This window comes from Rossellomorea aquimaris (genome assembly GCF_020172085.1).
GTDB lineage: Bacteria > Bacillota > Bacilli > Bacillales > Bacillaceae_B > Rossellomorea > Rossellomorea aquimaris_E.
In genome coordinates, this window is sequence record NZ_JAIVAT010000007.1 from 292997 (window position 1) to 310627 (window position 17631).

Sequence of the window (17631 nt, forward strand, 5' to 3'; positions counted from 1 at the left end):
CACGGGTTGGCTTTTTTTATTTATAGAGCAGATGTCTTTATTCTGGAGGATGGTTTATAATGGAGATAGTTTCAAAAATTTAGTCGTCTCAAAAGGAGATCCCATTATGTCGAATAATGAACAACCAATACAGCCAGAAAAGAAAAAAATCAGCCTGCAGGAAGCCATGAAACAGCAGCTTGCCAAGAAGAAAGAAGCCCAGTCAGGCGGCAAACAAAACACAGGAGGACTTGCATCCAATCAACGCATGCAAAGTCAGCAGACGAAGAAGCCCAGCAATACCCGCCGTAAAATGGGAAGCTAATGGGAGAGGAGCGCTCGGAATTGGGAGTGCTCTTTTTTTGTTTGTGGGGATCAATTTGAAGGGAGAGATTGTCGGATTTTGTAGAATTGCAGATATATCGCGAATATGGCAGATAAAATGATATATCGGCAGATAAAAGTAAAATATGGCAGGTAAATCTTCAATATGGAAGATAAATCCTGGATATGGCAGATAACCATACAAGCAACGGGTACCAGGTCTGAATTTATCTCTCTATAATTAATAATCTCCGCACTGAAGCACATCCACAATCTAATCTTTCAAAAAAATCAAACCTTTTCCCCTACATAATCGTCAAAGTATTAGAAAAAAGAAGAAAAGCATCTTTCGGACGGAGAAAGATGTGCGATCCAACCGAGTCGAAACTACATGATGAAAATAAGGATGAATCGTGACCGGTATGAATTCCGATATTCAGACTGCAATACGAATGCTGATGCCAGGGAGCTCGATGAACTCCGTGAGCTTATCATTGACATTATCAAGAAAAAACCAGGATATGATGAATTGTTGGAACAAAAGTTTATTATGTGATCTTTTCATTTACACCACCGCCCCATTCATGCTACCATTATAAAAATTTCAAAAAAATGCCATGAAGAGAAGAGTAGATATCCAGAATTCTTCAACAGAGAGCCCCGGCAGCTGAAAAAGGGCAGGAAGGACGATATTGAACCAAGACTCTGAGCAGCGCATCGGAACCGATGGGGGGATGGTGTGACGGGAGCTCCCGTTGTAGAGCTAGGGTATACGTCAAAGAACCGTACCCGAAAAGGCCGGTATGGTGACATATTCGGCGAACTGGGGTGGCACCGCGATTTGAAATCTCGCCCCCAAGATGAACGTCTTGGGGGTGGGATTTTTTTGTTTCACAAACACAATCGCGGGGAGGAATAGTGTATGAAAAAATGGAAGAATCCTTTATTGCTTTTGCTCGGGATCGGGATTTCAAATATCGGCGGGTGGATTTATTTAATTGCCCTTAATTTAATGGTATTGGATGAATGGGGATCGGCCATGGCGGTTATTTTGTTATATGTGTTGAAGCCGGCGGGAGCTCTTTTAACGAATGGATGGGCAGGAAGTTTGATTGACCGGGTAAATAAGCGGAACCTGATGGCGACCCTGGACTTTTTCAGGGCTGTGCTGATTGCTGCGTTACCGTTCCTTTCGACAGGGTGGTGGATGTATGTGGTCGTGCTTTTTATCAATATGGGGAGTGCGATCTTTTATCCAGCGGCTATGACGTATATCACGACATTGATCCCGGGGAACGATAGACAGCGGTTCAATGCTCTTCGGGGACTGATCGGGTCCGGTGCGTTTTTGATAGGCCCGGGGATTGCCGGATTGATGTTCATGATGGGGACTCCGACGTTTGCCCTGTATCTGAATGCCATGGCTCTTCTGTTATCGGGAGGGATCACCCTCTTGTTACCGAAGCTTGACGATCGTTCTGCGGTTCATACAACCGGTACCAAATGGGAGATGATCAAGGCAGATTGGAAGGTGGTATTGAACTTTAGCCGCCGAACAGCCTTTGTGATGGTCCTCTACATTTTGTTTACCGGGATGCTGGTGATGACAGCTGCGATCGATTCCCTTGAAGCCGCTTTTTCAAAGGAAGTCCTGCACCTTTCAGACAGCACGTACGGATATCTCGTGAGTATTGCAGGTGGAGGATTCGTCCTGGGGTCACTCCTGAATACGGCGCTTTCTCATAAGTTTCATCATATGCACCTGATGGGAGCAGGTTCTTTGGTCGTTTCTCTTGGGTATATCATCTATGCTTGCTCATCTGACTTCCTAACAATTGCGATTGGATTTGCTCTTTTATCTTTCGCTCTTGCCTTTGCGACTACAGGATTTGAAACCTTTTATCAAGAACATATTCCTGTGGACATCATGGGCCGGGTGGGCAGCCTTTATGGATTGCTTGAAGGAGTTCTCGTCATTCTGTTGACGGTTCTGATCGGAGTCGGAGCAGAAGCTCTTTCAATTCGGGGTGCCGTGGCAGGAGGTTCCCTTTTCATGCTATTGATTACACTGATATTGAATATGTGCTTGCAAAATAATTCTTGGAAAAAACAGTTAAAACAACATTCTGAATGTTATAATAAATAAAAAACACACTCATACAAGGGGGTTCGCGGATGAAGATGACAGTAGATCAGTATTGGGACAGATGGGAAGAACTGATGAACCGGGTAGAAGCGAGCTTTGAGAAGTGGGATGACTTGGAGGATCTGTTGTTCATTGCCCAAAAAGAAGGGGATCTATATAAGGAGTTCTGCTGCCGGTTCGGGATCATGGGGACTGTCAACTACCTTGGGGAGTACGAGGAATTATTTGATCATTTCGAGTGGTGCAGCGACTTCTTTTATGATAATGAAGAGAATCTAAAGGAGTGGGTGGAAGACCTTCTGTGGATGTATAAGTGGGTGGCAGAGCATCTGGTGAAGATGCCTGGTATCGAGATGGAGATCTTGGATGACTTTTTCACTGACTTTAAAGACGCATATGACCGTTATGGATATAGTCTTCGCCCTTATTATCAGCATTTGCATAAACGGGCTTTAAAAACCGGCGAAATGGAAGAAGCCCATGCCCACTATCTCAAATGGACCGCTGCTGAACGTGATTCCCTTGCAGATTGTGAAGCGTGTGAATATCAGACGGAGCTTGAGTATTATTATATTACTGGAGAAATCGAAAAAGCGGCTCCCATAGAAAAGCTTTTATTATCCAAGGAAGTGACCTGCGGTGAAATTCCCCATCTGACGTATAGCAAGCTGCTGCTTCCTTATTATAAGCATGGGAAGGTGGAGGAAGCCCGACGTTATCAGACCGAGGGATATTTCTTTATTTATGATAAACCCCACTTCCTGGTGGAAGCATCCGAACATATCCGCTTCCTTGCATTAACAGAGCCTCTTAAGGGAATAAAGGTACTTGATCGTCACATCGAGTATGCCGATAGCGGGAAGGACCCGTATGGGATGTTTTATTTTTATATGAGTGCGATCGTCCTTCATCGCAAGCTTTTGGAAGCCGGGCATCGTCCGGGTTTTGCGGTGGATGTGATGAGTGAGGTGGCAGAGGAGATCGCGGCGGATTTTGATGCGCGGAATGGGAATGATTTTTATGAACGGGAAATGGAGCGATTTTATGCTTTGTAAAAAAAGCTCATTTTCATGAAGAGATATGCCATTTTCGTTCTCAGTATTCTTACTTTATGGGCATGCAGCAATCAGGATTCAAGGGAATGGTTTGAGACGAAGGAAGAGGCTGTTGAATACGGACTCCAAACGGCTGATCAAGCTGTTCCATTAAAAGTTTTGCTTTCTCAAGAAGAGTTTAATGGGGAAACGATAGTCTTCTATGAGTTAGCTGGTGATCTGGGTGTAGGAAGTATAACCGAGAGTAAAAAGGGATATAGCTGGTATGAACCTGGTCCTTATTATGGATTTGAAGTGGAAGGTGATATACCTTATTCCACATCAGGGTTTGAATATGAAACAGAATCTGGATTAAAGGTTCCGATTCTATATGGAAAAGTCTTTGATAACGGTATAGAAAAAATGGTCCTCTCAGGAAACGGACAACAAAGAGAGCTTACCTTCAGGAAGGATTCAAAATGGTTCTTTGCAATCGAACAGGCTGACTTTGCTGAGCTTGAGGTAACGCCTGTACGACCCGGTGAATAAAATGCAATTGACACCCCCATCAAATCTCTATATAATCATCTAAAATAACTGAAACATTGAAGAGGATCAGTAAAGGGATCTTGTCTTTTCAGAGAGGGAGCTAACGTGGTGAAAAGCTCTCATTGATGAACCTTTGAACCTGCCTCTAAGTTCTGTATCGAATGAAGATATCAGCGGTCCGAAACCGTTATCATGGAATGAGTGTAAAGCTTTGCTTTGAATCAGGGTGGTACCGCCAGAAATGGTCCCTGATGAGAAGCAGGGCTTTTTTTGCTTTTCCGTCTGGTGGTTCGCTGATATATTTGAGATTTCGCTGATCAAATGAAAATTTCGCTGATATATCCGGAAAATCGCCGATAAATTGAAAGTTTCGCTGATATATCAACATTTTCGCCGTTATATTCGTGATTTCGCTCGATAAAATCACGATTTCGCCGTTAAATCCAAATTTTCGCCGATAAAATCAATTTATCGCCGTTAAATACAATCCAACGAAAAATGAGGTGCTCAAATTGGCTAAAGAATTTGTTAAAGATGTAACGGGCATGGAGGAAGACTTCGCCCAGTGGTACACTGATGTCGTCAAAAAGGCGGAGCTCATCGATTACTCCAGCGTCCGGGGTTCGATGATCATCAGACCTTACGGGTATGCGATTTGGGAGAATATCAAGGATGCCCTTGATGCCAGAATCAAAGAAACCGGGCATGAAAATGTGTATATGCCTTTGTTCATCCCAGAAAGTTTATTGCAAAAGGAGAAAGATCATATCGAAGGATTCGCTCCGGAAGTCGCGTGGGTGACCCATGGAGGGGATGAGGAGTTAGCGGAAAGACTTTGTGTGCGCCCTACGTCCGAGGTGTTATTCGGTGAGCATTACAAAAACATCATCCATTCGTATCGCGATTTGCCTAAGCTTTACAATCAATGGGCCAATGTTGTCCGTTGGGAGAAGACGACCCGTCCATTCCTGCGGACATTGGAGTTCCTGTGGCAGGAGGGGCATACGTGCCACGAGACGGATCAGGACGCCCACGACGAAACAGTGAAGATGCTTGAAGTGTACGCAGAGCTTTGTGAAGAAATGCTGGCGATTCCGGTCATCAAAGGCCAGAAAACAGAGAAAGAGAAATTTGCCGGTGCGAAATATACGTATACGATCGAGAGTCTGATGCATGACGGAAAAGCCCTGCAGTCAGGGACATCCCACCATCTGGGTGACGGTTTTGCAAAGTCATTCGGAATTCAATTTACAGACCGAGATGGGAAGCTGCAGCATGTTCAGCAAACATCCTGGGGACTCACCACCCGAATCATTGGGGCGATGATCATGGTTCACGGGGATGACCGGGGTCTTGTGGTGCCTCCAAGGATTGCACCTACGCAGCTTATGATCGTACCGATCGCCCAGCATAAGGAAGGCGTCCTTGATTTTGCCTATGATCTGAAAAGTAAGCTGGCAGCCGTTGCCCGTGTCGGCATAGATGCGAGCGACAAAAAGCCTGGCTGGAAGTTCAATGAATATGAAATGAAAGGCATCCCACTTCGCCTGGAAGTCGGGCCACGTGATATCGAGAACGGACAGGTGGTGCTGGCAAGACGCGATACCGGTGGCAAAATCACGGTTGGTATGGAAGAACTGGAAGGGAAAGTTGCTGAACTTCTGGAAGACATCCAACAGAATCTCCTGGAAAAAGCGAGAGTTCACCGTGAAGAAAAGACGACGGTAGCCAAGGACTTTGAAGAGTTCAAATCGATAGTAAGTGAGAAAGGCGGCTTCATCAAAGCGATGTGGTGCGGGGATCTGGCCTGTGAAGACAAGATCAAGGAAGAAACGAGTGCCACTTCACGCTGTATGCCGTTTGAGCAGGAGCAGGTGTCCGATACGTGCGTATGCTGTGAAAAGGATGCGAATCATCTGGTGTATTGGGCAAAGGCATATTGAGAAAAGGTAATATCTTTCTTGTATTGTCGATGGTCAGTAGTGCCATGATGGTGGCACTGGCGTTTTTTCAGTGGGATCTCGTTCACATTCTGACACCGTTTTTGATGCCGTTTCTTTGGTTGGCGGTGGCAGGTTTTTTCCTTGTCACAGCCATCTTCTCCATCATTGCTCTATTCAAGAAGCAGGGATGGAAGCCGGTGATCATTCAAGCTATGACCGTGATCTTCATCATCTTTTTCCCAATCAACAAAGTGGTACTGAATTTGGATTTTGAAAAACATCGTGAGGACCGGGATGCGGTGGTGAAGAAAGTGATGGAAGGTACGCTCACTTCCAACGTCTCCTACAATGATTCCGTCATTCATCTCCCGGAGGAATATGGTGCGTTGTCTAAAGGCGGGGGAGACATTGTGATTGATAAGAAGAATGATGAAATGCTGATTCTCTTCTTTACCTTTCGTGGATTACTGGATAGCTTCTCAGGATTTGTCTACTCATCTTCAGGGGAGAAACCCCGTTCAGGAGACTTTGGAGGAGATTTCATCGAGATAGAACCACTGGCTGAACACTGGTATTTTGTGCGTTCCGGATAAAAAAGGACTTTCGAACCTTTCCGTACTTTTTCTTGCTAAAGCCTTCTTTTTCCTAGGTTTCTTTAATAAATATAGGTAAAGGAGGCGTCGATTATATGGATGTAGGACTTATCATCATTTTTTTCATGGTATTCGTGGTAATCAGCCTATGGATCGTGCATTCCAAGCTTAACCGGATCACCGAGCATGTGAAGCAGATGGATGAGGAGTATTTATCCGATGAACAGATCGAAAAAGAATTAGAGGAAGAGTGGTATAAAGATAAATGACAATGAAGGCGTTTCTCATAAAGAGGGGCGCCTTCTGTTTTGAAAAAAAGAGCTACCAATCTAATTGGGTGGTTGGTACTATTAAATGTATAAGGTGGTGAGGGGAATGGAGACTTTCGTCATTGTTGTGGTCATTGTACTTTCCCTTTGGTCGATTACCATCACGATTGAAAAGCAAACGGAGAAAATGCTGGAAAGTCATCGCGAGCAAATAGACCTATTAAAAAAAATACAATCAAAACTGGATGAGAAATAGGCGTACATAAGGGATGGTGCAGGAGATGAAGCATAAGGACTTAACCATAGAAACACCGCGACTGGTGATCAGGCCTTTCGTAAACAGCGATTATGAAAACTGGTTAAGGGAACATCTAAACAGGCTCCCGTCACAGCATAAATATGATGTGGGATATCAGGATATGAGCGAGTGCACGGAGTTCTGGTTTCGGGAGATGCTTGAGAAGCATGACGAAATGATCGATGGGGATCAAGTGTATATCCTCGGAATTTTCCGGAAGGAGGATGGGGCAAATATCGGGACCATCGATTTCTCGACGCTCATGAGGTACAACTTCAATTGGGGAAGGGTCGGATATACCCTTCATAATCGTCACTGGAATCGTGGGTACGGTAAGGAAGCAGTGAAAGCTGCCCTTCAGCTTGCGTTTGTGAAATTGAATTTTCACCGGATTGAAGCCCATATCAATTTGGATAATACACCGTCGATCCGCCTGGCAGAAGGTGTTGGGATGCAGTATGAGTGTACGAGGAAAGGGTTCATTTATGAATTTGGGGAATGGACGGATAATCTGGTGTACTATGTGAATGCAGGGGAATAAATAAAAGGCCGGAATCGCTATGATTCCGGCCTTTTCCTTATTGTTGCAAACCTTCAATCGTCATGTCTTTAACAGGCAGGAAGGCTTCACCTGTATCCATATACGTGACGTTCACTTTGTCATTTTCCTTCAGGTAGATGGCAAGTAAACTGTTTTCGGAAGAAACGATATAGTTCTTTCCGTTGTCGAGGAGGAAGGACACGACGGTGTAGTCACCGGATTTTTCTTTGTAGACCCGGACGACCGTACCGTTGGCTTTTTTCTCCTCTGCTTTGGAACTGCCGTCGACACTTCCACCGCCTCTTTGCAGGGCAGTTTTATAGGCTTTCAATGCCTGGTTCGGGGTGCCTGCGTAAGCAGAGATTTCAGGATTGGCTGCCGACACGATGAAGTAGTTCTGCAAGAAACCATTCGCATCGAGTACCGGAGTCAGCCAGCTTGCTTCACCGTAGAAATTATAGAGAACCGGCATCTCGCCGTCCCATTTCTTCTCGATGAATTTCTTCTGGATGATCTGCAGGGCCCCTTGTGAATCCATATACGATTCTTCCAGGTTTCCTGTGTAGAATGTCGCTTCTCCCGTTCGTGAATTGGTCAGGGAGTAACCGAGCATGGAATCGACGCCTTCTTTTGGCGATGTGAAATCGGTGAAGTAGTACATATCACCATTTTCGTCGAAGATCGGGCTCACGTTCGCTTCCGTTCCTTCATCTGAAGGAAGTTTCACGTCCGATTTACCGAAGCGGCTGTTCCAGAAACCTTTTACGTAGTTACCGAAGTAGCTGTTTTGAAGGCTGACCGTTTCTGGGGAAACTGCGCCGTCGATGAATCCCGGTACGTCTTTAATGGCATAGGATTTCGTTTTCCCTGTCTGAGGGTCAACCATGACGATTCCTTCCACTTCGAATCCGTTACGTGCCGAGATGAAATCCCCGTAAGTCTGGATATAAAACGGTTTTCCATCATCGTCGATTTCAAGCTGAACATCCCCGTTGAAAATCTCCTTCGGATAATTCAAACGGATATGCCGCTCGATTTTTTTATTGAAAAATGCAGAAGGTGTATACACCATTTCTTCTTTGATGAACTTAGGGTTCGCGTTTGAATCCGTCGCACTCAGCTTAAAGTATCCAGGAGTTTCATCCCCCTTAAGCCATTTAAAGAAACCGGAGAACTCAACAGGAGCGATGTATACATACTCACCGTCGACCTTCTGGATCTGCAGATTGCCGAGCTCATAATAACTCGTATTCGGGACCTGACCGAACGCTTTCTTCATTTTATTCCGGGCGAATTGTGGAGGGACGCTTGCCGGCGTTTCCTTTTCATCAAAAGCTTGGATCTCTGTTTTGACCTCCATTTTGGCCGATTCGAATTTCTTATCGGCATTGAAGACGAAGGCTGTCATGAAATAAGCGCCTACGCAGAGGGTAGCCAGGAATAGAAGGCTTTTCACCAATCGTTCTTTTCCTGTTGAGAGTGCGGCCCCGAATCCTGACGCAATAATCAGGAGGATCCACATGCTCGTAAAGTTCTGATCGAGATTCGTCAGGTAGTAGAAGACGAATACCACAAGAGATGTGATAATGAGGGTCGCTCCGAACAGGGCCGGAAAGGATGGATACCCTTCTTTTTTATGTTGTTTTTTCATGATGGTCATTGGTACGAGCAGCAGCGCCATGGCCAATCCGACAATCAGTGAAAATAATAAGATGTTTCCCATAATGTTCCCCTTTCAAGGTTGTGATTCTGTTTATAGTGTATATACGGATGAGGGAGTGGGGAGGTTTCACTTGTTTTTTTGGGAGAGTGGTTGGTTTTGACTGAGCGCTCGGTCAAAGGATGAAGAGGAGTAGTTTGTGTCGAGAAATGTAGAATGGCAGATAAAATCGGAATTTGGCAGATATCCCTCTAGAACGGCAGATAAAAAGAGAATCTGGCAGATAACTCACCAGGATGGCAGATAAAATGAAAATTTGGCAGATATCTCTTTCTGGAGGCTTCGTTCATTAGGGAGGTCGGCTGCAAATATGATCAGAAGCGCTGAACGATGGCAACCCGATTACCACTACCATATACCCAACCCAATCTTCATCCGCTATAATAGGAAGAAGCAACCATTCAGGAGGAAGTTATGGACATTTTTGATATTGCGAGGCTTGCAGGGGTGTCGCGAAAGACGGTGCAGCGGGTGTTAAACGACTCCGATCAGGTGCGGCCAGAGACCCGGGAGCGGATCATGAAGATCATGGAAGAACATCAGTATCAGCCGAATGTGTCAGCGAGACGGCTGGTGAAGAAGAAGACCCATACGATCGGACTGTTTATTATTCAGGATCCACGGAAAGACAGGATCTATTCGGATGATCTTTTTTATAGCGCCGTGATCGGGGCAGTGATCAATGCCTCCTCTCTCCGTGGCTACAAGGTGCTCGTGACGATTACCGAATTGGATGATCCGTCTCCGGTGATGAAGCTGTACCGGGAGAAAAGTATCGATGCAGGCATCATTATCAGCTGGAGCAACGTGCAGCCCATTGTGGACAATATCCTGTCGGCCGGCTTTTTGGTCGGGGTCTTCGATCAGAACAATCTCACCGAGCGTACACCTTCCATTCCGATGCCGATACTGCAAAATGAAAAGGGGGCGATGGAGGCGGCGAATCACTTCATCCAGCTTGGACATGAAGATATCGCCATCATCACGGGGGATGAAGACAATCATGCTGCAAGGGAGCGGCTCAGTGGATTTCAGAAAGCATTGAAGTCAGCAGGAATTCCCCTGAAGCCTGAGTACATATTTAAGGGAAGATTTATGGAAGAATCGGGACGGGAAGCGGTCCACCATTGGATGGACAAGGGGATGCTGCCGTCTGCCATCGTCTGTTCCAATGATCATATTGCCTTTGGTGCCCTCAAAGCATTGAAGGAGGCAGGACGGAATGTTCCACAGGACGTTTCCCTCATCGGCTTTGACAATATCCTGCTGACGGAATACACGTCTCCTGCCCTTTCGACCATGAATGTGCCAAGAGTGGAGATGGCGGTTTCTTTGGTAGAACAGTTGATACACAGGGTCGAAGGAGTACCGGATGAAAAGATGAAGCCGTTTCAAGCGACTCTCGTAAGCAGGGAGTCCTGCCGTAAAAAGTAAGCCTGATTCCCCTTGGGAACGGGCTCTTTTTTTGTAGAAAGTGAGATTGTTATTGTAAAAAAATGTTGTCAATCCATCGTGAAGGTTTTATAGTTATATACAAATGTCCCACGTGAGACATAAACAAATACAGGAGGCGTTCACATGTTAAAAAAAGCAGTCACTTCTTTTACCGCTGCATGTCTCATCATGACTCTGCCACCAGGAACCATAGGAAAAGCCGTACAAAAAGACAAGCCCTATCATCTAAAGGATTCAACCCTGAGGGATAAAACGATTGAGGGGGACCTGGTGATCACACCGGATGCCGGAGAGAATATTACTCTTGAAAACGTGACGGTGCTAGGGGAAACCCTGATCAAAGGGGAAGCACCGGATACCCTGCAATTGACAGATTCCGAGTTGCATAGCCTCTCGATTCAAGGACCCGGTCACTTGGCAAAAATCACTGTTTCCGGAGAATCGGTCGTTGAAGAGACTGAGTTGGAAGGCAATGTTATATTAGAAGAAAACGAGATTACATTTGACGGATTTCAGAACGTAACTGTATCGGCATCACATGTCAAAACGAAAAAAGCCGATTTGAAAGGTGAGTTCGATACGGTTTCGACGACAGGGAAAAAGGGGGAAGCGCAAGTAGAACTTGACGGTATTGCAGAGCGGTTAGAATTGAACGCGCTTTCATCTGTCGCTCTTTCGTCTGACGGAGTGGTAAAAGAACTTCTGGTGTCGCAAACAGGTAAAGGATCGACCATCGACGGAGAAGGATCCATTGAAAAAGCAACATTGAACAGTGAAATCGAATTCAATGGGAAAGAAACAAGTGACGCTGCTTCTTTTGTTACACCATGGTCCCTCGTCTGGAATGATGAATTCAATGAGGAAGAGATCGACCGTAATAAGTGGACGTTTGATATCGGCAACGGTTATACCGATGCCAACGGAACCTTCATTCCGGGATGGGGGAACAATGAACGGCAATATTATACGGATCGCCCGGAAAATGCAAGGACGGAAGACGGGAAGCTGTTGATCACAGCCAAGAAGGAAGACTATAAAGGGTATGCCTATACGTCATCCCGTTTGAAGACGAAGGGGCTTTTTTCAAAGACTTACGGGAAATTTGAAATGAAGGCATCCCTGCCAGTCGGAAAGGGATATTGGCCGGCGTTCTGGATGTTGCCTGAAGATGACCGGTACGGCGGATGGGCTGCTTCCGGTGAGATTGATATTTTAGAAGCACAGGGAAGCAATCCGGGTGAAGCCATCGGAACACTTCATTACGGTGAATCGTGGCCGAATAATAAATATACCGGCACTCACTATGCCTTTGAAGGTGGATCGACCATTGCCGACGAGCATGTGTACTCGGTTGAATGGGAGCCGGGGGAAATCCGCTGGTATGTGGACGGGAAACTCCGTCAGACCCAAAACAACTGGTACAGTAAAGGCACAGGAAATGCCGCTAATTTCACGTATCCCGCTCCATTCGACCAGCCGTTCCATATGCTGTTGAATCTGGCGATCGGCGGAAATTTCGATGGCGATCCGACAGAGGAGACGATGTTCCCTCAATCCATGGATGTGGACTATGTGCGTGTGTATGATTTGACAGGAAGACCGTATCAATCGCCGGAACTGCCTGTATTTGAACAGGCACCATTACCGGATGACGCGAAGCAGCCACTGGAAGATGGTAACTTGATTTACAACAATGGTTTTAATCAAGATTGGGAAGACGTTGACGGGATTCCTGGGGTGGAGAATACGGATTACTGGTACTTCCTGACCGTACCTGATTTTGGAGGGAAGGCGAATGTGTCCCTTGACCAGGTTGATGGAAGTCATTTTGCCAAAGTGGATGTGGAAGAGCCGGGAAGCCAGCCTTACTCCGTGCAGCTCATCCAGGACGTTTCCCTCGGAAAGGGTCGATATTATCGTGTATCTTTTGATGCGAAGTCGACCGGTTCACGACCGATCAATGTAAAAGTAGGCGGTGGAGCGGACAGGGGGTACAGCGCTTATTCAAACAGCGAAGCCTTTTCATTAACGGACGAGCTGGAATCCTATGAAATGGTATTCCAGATGACCGAGGAAAATGATCTTGCAGCACGCGTGGAGTTTAATCTCGGATTGTCCAAGCTCCCAGTGTGGCTCGGGAATGTCCGGGTGGAAGAGATCCCTCCTGTACAAGTAGATCCGGATGCTTCCAAGCCAGCCCTTTCAAACGGGAACCTTCTCTATAATGGAACGTTCGATCAGGGATTCCCTGACCGTCTGCTGTTTTGGAATCTGATAGGTTCCGAGAGTGCCGAATCCATGGGAGTGGATCCTGAGGAGCGGGTATTCGCGGTCAAGCCATCAAGTGAAACAGACGAGGTTGGAATGGTACAAAAAGGGGTACAGCTTAAGGCGTTGAATGAGTATGAATTGACGTTTGACGGGGTGGCTGAGAGTGATCGTGACCTTGTGATCGAGCTGAGAAGCAAAGACGGGGAAGAGGTCTATGCAACGGAAACAATTTCTCTGACTACAGATTGGGATAATCATGCCATGAAGTTTACGATGCCGGATGTAACAGATCTTGAATCCCAGCTGTTCATCCATCTCGGAGGAAGCACTGATGAGGTAAAGCTGGATAACTTCAAGTTAAAGAAAATAGCGGGAGCGCCGGGTGCGAATATGATTCAAAATGGCTCTTTCGATACCGATTTGGAATTCTGGGAAAATTACATCCACGTTGATGCTTCTGCTGCTATTATGGAAGAAGATGGGCAGGCGAAGATCTCGATTGAAAATGAAGGAAATGAAACCTGGAGTGTTCAGCTTTATCAGGGTGGATTGAAGCTTGAGCCGGGAGTGGAATACACGCTTTCCTTTGATGCGAGTTCGACGGTTGACCGGACGATGGAAGTGACAGTGGAAAATGCCGGTTATCATCGCTACTTATCAGAAGTCGTTCAGCTTGGTGGGGATAAAGCGCATTATGAGTATACATTTACGATGCCTGCTAGTGATTCAACGAGTCTTAAGTTCCTGCTGGGTAAAAGCGGATCGTCGATCGGAGCTCATGATGTGGAGATTGATAATGTGGTGTTGAAGTAGATATTAAGGGAGTGCAGCGTCTTGGGCGCTGTGCTTTTGGTTTGGGTGTAGGCTGATTGAGCGCTCGGTCAAAGGTCAGGAGGACGGAGGAAATTTTCGAAATAGGTAGAACGGTCGATATCCGGGTGATTTCGGTCGATAAAATCAAATGAAGGGTCGATAAACTGAAAAAACGGTTGATATCCTGAAAATAAGGTCGATAAATCTCCATAACGGTCGATATCCAATCCAACAGCAGTCCCATACCTCAAAAAGAGAAGCAGCCGATACCCAATCGGCTGCTTCTTTCCCTTATGTCAGTACTTTTTCCGGCTTGATTGGATGAAGTCGTCCGTCCTCATCCCGAAATACGATATGTTCACGGCCAAACTTCGTCGGAGTATCGATTCCAGTGGCAGCGGCCAGGTTATACAGGCCTTCGCGCAGGGAGATGATGTAGTTACACACACGAAATGATTTTTCTTCGACGATAAGTGCCTTTTGCAGTTTCTTATCCGTGGTGGCAACGCCGACAGGGCAGTTGTTCGTGTGACACACCTGAGCCTGGATGCAGCCAACAGAGAACATCAGCCCGCGGGCAATGTTGACAAAGTCGGCTCCCAGGGCAAGGGCGAAGGCGATTTTATCGGGTGTTAATAGTTTTCCAGATGCGAAGATTTTCACCTTGTTCCGTACCCCGTATTTCACCAGGGTATCGTGGAGGAAAGGAAGTGCCGATTTGATTGGGATCCCAGCAGATGCAGCGAGTTCCTGATAGGATGCGCCTGTTCCGCCTTCTCCTCCGTCCACGGTGATGAAGTCGGGATATTTTCCGGAGGTGGCCATATAGGAGGCAAGGTCTTCAATATCATTTGTGTTTCCTACGACCAATTTGATTCCGACGGGTTTGCCCCCTACTTCCCTCAGTTGTTCGATGAAGTCCATCATCTGTTCGTTGCTGTTGAATTCCTTGAATCGGTTTGGGCTGTCGATGGATTTCCAAGGCTCCACGTTACGGATGTTGGCGATCTCCTCTGTTACTTTTTTTCCGTCAACGTGGCCACCACGGGTCTTGGCGCCTTGAGCCAGTTTTAATTCAAAGGCCTTCACTTCTTTCAGCTCACTTTTCTTTTTGAATTCCTCCCAGGAAAATTCTCCGTCCTTCGTTCTGACTCCAAATAAACCCGGGCCGATCTGGCAGATGATATCGACGCCGCCTTTGAGGTGATGCTTTGATAATCCGCCTTCCCCGGTGTTCATCCACGATCCGGAAGCGAGCTTTAAGCCGGTTGATAAGGCCGTGATGGCCGCTTCACCGAGGGAGCCGTAGCTCATGGCGGATTGACCGACGAGTCCTTTCACTTTAAACGGATGCCTGCACGTATGCTCGCCGATGACCGGTGCGTCTTCGTCTTTCAGGAGAAACGGATCCACTTCGGTTTCTTCCCTGTGTTCCCTGCGGCTGAGCAGGTTATCTTTATCGATTTTGTAGATTTTGGTTTTGACTTTTTGAGAGTGATCGATGCGGAGTTCGTCCCGCTGGACAGGGAAAAGGGTGTTCCGTATGTAGTAGCCTTCCTTTTCGAAGTCCCGCTCAGAGCCGAATCCGAGCATCCTTGATTTATATTTCCCAGCCATGACGGTATGGGTATACTCCAGTCTTGAGAAGGGTTTTCCTTCGTTGTCGTGATGGAAGAGATACTGTCTGAGTTCTGGTCCGATTTTCTCGAGGATGTATCTCATTTTTCCGAGGACAGGGAAATTCCGCAACACCGCATGCTCTTTTTGTTTTTCATCGGTCAGCCATACATAAAGGATCAGTCCGATGGGAATCACGAGTGCGAGCACGATGACGATAAGGAGAATCCACTGAATGACAGAAATGCTGTTCACTTTCATACCTCCTATAGGGAGAAAGAGCCTTTTACAGGCTCAATCCCTTTTTAAAATAGTCGTTTCAACGCTTTTCGCAGTGGTGGCATTTCGACTTCATGCTTCTTGAAAAATTTCTTCATGACGTGCTTGGAGTAGCCTGACGCCTGTTCGAAATTGATTTTGCCGGGAAGGGGAGGCTGGTCTTCGATGACACAGTCGATGATGACCGGTTTATTGGACTTTGCAGCCATTTCGAAGGCAGGCTGCAGGTCTTCATGCTTAACGACTCGGTAACCTTCACCGCCGCACGCTTTGGCAAATTGGGCGAAATCAATGTCCTGGAGGTCTGTTTCATATTCCAGGTGGCCGATGGATTCCTGTTCATACTTGATCATGCCGATCTTCCGGTTGTTCATGATGACGACGATGATCGGGAGCTTGTATTTCACAGCGGTGACGAAATCATGCATCACCATCGTAAAACCTCCGTCTCCGCAAACGGCAATCGCCTGGCGTTCGGGCTCTGCGATGCCACTTGCGATGGCTCCTGGAAGTCCACAGCCCATTGTTGCCATCCAGCTCGAGATGATCATTTTCTGATTGGTCATTTTGAAATGACGGGCGGTCCAGACCGTCACGTTGCCCACGTCCACGGATAGGGTTGCATCATCATCGGCAATCTTCTGAAGGGCAGCGATGACTTGTGGTGGCTTCATGGGTGTCGTCACTTCGACTTCATCTTTTTCAATATGCTTCCACCAGTTTTTCATATTGTTCTGGCATTCTTCCAAGAAAGAGCGGTCTTCTTTGACAGGTAACTGCTCGTTCCATTGCTTCAGGACCAGGTTGGAATCACCGACGATCCCGACGGAAACCGGATATCTCTTTCCGATTTGAGTTGCGTCAGCATCGATCTGGACGGCCGGGGTATCGTCAGGAAGGTAATCACGATAAGGGAAAGACGTACCGATCATAATGAGGAGGTCGGATTCCTCCATGGCTTCGTAGGCGGGCTTCGTTCCAATCTGGCCGAGCTGGCCGAGATTATGGGGATGCCTGTCCGGGAAAATGCCTTTTGCAGGGAGTGTAAAGATGACAGGAGCCCCTATTTTTTCGGCAAATGCCTCTAGTTCACGGGCCGCATGCCTTGATCCCGTTCCTGCAAGGATGACCGGACGCTTCGCTTTATGTACGTATTCCATTCCGGTCTTCATGTCTTTGTCCAGGGGAGCGGGGATGGTTACAGCCGGGATGCTTGATGTAGCCTTCACGCTGTCCTTGATTTTCTGTCCGGGGATGTCGTCCGGGATGATCAGCACGGACACACCTTTTTTCGCGTAAGCGGTCCGGATCGCCTGATTCATCAAATCGGGAAGTGACTCAGGTGATGTCACCCGCTCGCAGTAAACGGAGACGTCCGCAAATACGCGATCGAGATGGACTTCCTGGAACGAATCCATGCCGAGTTCTTCCGTTGCCATCTGTCCTGCCAAAACCAATACGGGCGCACCGTCTGCCTTTGCATCATACAAACCATTCAATAAGTGTATGGCTCCGGGTCCGCCGATGGATAAGCATACCCCGATGTTTCCGGTGAGCTTGGCATAAGATGAGGCGGCGAGTGCTCCGACTTCTTCATGTCTGACCTGGATGAACTCAATATTTTCTTTTTCACTCCGGAGCACGTCGACAAAATGATTGATGGAATCACCGGGAAGACCGAATACATGCTTGATGTTCCATTGCTCCATGATGTCTGCTGCTGCCTGTCCTGAGAGTTTATGTGCCATAGTGGAACCTCCTTTGATTGAATAGTGATTTTTTACCACCGTTGGAGATTTG

15 protein-coding genes and 2 other annotated features are annotated in these 17631 nt (G+C 46.8%); of the genes, 12 read left to right on the forward strand and 3 right to left on the reverse strand.

Going from position 1 to position 17631, the window contains the following annotated elements; genetic code table 11:
• Positions 1-106: 106 nt before the first annotated feature.
• From LCL96_RS14010 to LCL96_RS14055, 10 genes are all read left to right on the forward strand, one after another.
• Positions 107-304, forward strand: coding sequence for a hypothetical protein (locus LCL96_RS14010; RefSeq protein WP_224942068.1), 198 nt, complete (start codon positions 107-109; stop codon positions 302-304).
• Positions 305-694: 390 nt separating this feature from the next.
• Positions 695-859 carry a hypothetical protein gene (locus tag LCL96_RS14015; RefSeq protein ID WP_224942069.1) on the forward strand — a complete coding sequence of 55 codons (165 nt, stop codon included), beginning with the start codon at positions 695-697 and terminating at the stop codon, positions 857-859.
• A 52-nt stretch (positions 860-911) separates the two neighbouring features.
• Positions 912-1163 (forward strand) — a binding site (T-box leader).
• 62 nt (positions 1164-1225) lie between these two features.
• On the forward strand, positions 1226-2449 hold the full coding sequence (locus LCL96_RS14020; protein ID WP_224942070.1) for an MFS transporter: 1224 nt from the start codon (positions 1226-1228) through the stop codon (positions 2447-2449).
• 29 nt (positions 2450-2478) lie between these two features.
• A complete protein-coding gene (locus tag LCL96_RS14025) occupies positions 2479-3504 on the forward strand; it encodes a hypothetical protein (RefSeq protein ID WP_224942071.1) in 1026 nt (341 codons plus the stop codon).
• A gap of 15 nt (positions 3505-3519) precedes the next feature.
• Positions 3520-4032, forward strand: a complete 513-nt coding sequence (locus tag LCL96_RS14030; protein ID WP_224942072.1) for a hypothetical protein — start codon at positions 3520-3522, stop codon at positions 4030-4032.
• Between the two features lie 47 nt (positions 4033-4079).
• Positions 4080-4285, forward strand: a binding site (T-box leader).
• A gap of 292 nt (positions 4286-4577) precedes the next feature.
• Complete coding sequence (gene proS / locus LCL96_RS14035) at positions 4578-5975, forward strand: proline--tRNA ligase (RefSeq protein WP_318246442.1); 1398 nt, start codon at positions 4578-4580, stop codon at positions 5973-5975.
• A complete protein-coding gene (locus LCL96_RS14040) occupies positions 5972-6568 on the forward strand; it encodes a hypothetical protein (protein ID WP_224942074.1) in 597 nt (198 codons plus the stop codon). Before proS ends, LCL96_RS14040 begins: the two co-directional genes overlap by 4 nt.
• Before the next feature lie 95 nt (positions 6569-6663).
• Complete coding sequence (locus tag LCL96_RS14045) at positions 6664-6837, forward strand: hypothetical protein (protein WP_224942075.1); 174 nt, start codon at positions 6664-6666, stop codon at positions 6835-6837.
• A gap of 106 nt (positions 6838-6943) precedes the next feature.
• Positions 6944-7093: a hypothetical protein gene (locus LCL96_RS14050; RefSeq protein WP_224942076.1), complete on the forward strand. Its 150-nt coding sequence runs from the start codon at positions 6944-6946 to the stop codon at positions 7091-7093.
• A 25-nt stretch (positions 7094-7118) separates the two neighbouring features.
• Positions 7119-7676 (forward strand): GNAT family N-acetyltransferase, encoded by a 558-nt coding sequence (locus tag LCL96_RS14055; RefSeq protein WP_224942077.1) that lies wholly within the window; start codon positions 7119-7121, stop codon positions 7674-7676.
• Positions 7677-7713: 37 nt separating this feature from the next.
• Here the strand turns inward: LCL96_RS14055 and LCL96_RS14060 are convergent, their stop codons facing one another.
• A complete protein-coding gene (locus LCL96_RS14060; RefSeq protein ID WP_224942078.1) occupies positions 7714-9399 on the reverse strand; it encodes a hypothetical protein in 1686 nt (561 codons plus the stop codon).
• Positions 9400-9810: 411 nt separating this feature from the next.
• Here LCL96_RS14060 and LCL96_RS14065 point away from each other — a divergent pair, with 411 nt between their 5' ends.
• Both LCL96_RS14065 and LCL96_RS14070 read left to right on the forward strand, forming a co-directional pair.
• Positions 9811-10830 (forward strand): LacI family DNA-binding transcriptional regulator, encoded by a 1020-nt coding sequence (locus tag LCL96_RS14065; protein WP_224942079.1) that lies wholly within the window; start codon positions 9811-9813, stop codon positions 10828-10830.
• A 144-nt stretch (positions 10831-10974) separates the two neighbouring features.
• Positions 10975-13935 (forward strand): carbohydrate binding domain-containing protein, encoded by a 2961-nt coding sequence (locus LCL96_RS14070; RefSeq protein ID WP_224942080.1) that lies wholly within the window; start codon positions 10975-10977, stop codon positions 13933-13935.
• Between the two features lie 291 nt (positions 13936-14226).
• Here the strand turns inward: LCL96_RS14070 and LCL96_RS14075 are convergent, their stop codons facing one another.
• Both LCL96_RS14075 and LCL96_RS14080 read right to left on the reverse strand, forming a co-directional pair.
• On the reverse strand, positions 14227-15798 hold the full coding sequence (locus LCL96_RS14075; protein ID WP_224943455.1) for an FMN-binding glutamate synthase family protein: 1572 nt from the start codon (positions 15796-15798) through the stop codon (positions 14227-14229).
• A gap of 59 nt (positions 15799-15857) precedes the next feature.
• The gene (locus LCL96_RS14080; protein ID WP_224942081.1) at positions 15858-17579 is read right to left on the reverse strand and encodes a pyruvate oxidase; all 1722 of its coding nucleotides are present in this window, start codon (positions 17577-17579) and stop codon (positions 15858-15860) included.
• Between the last annotated feature and the right edge of the window lie 52 nt (positions 17580-17631).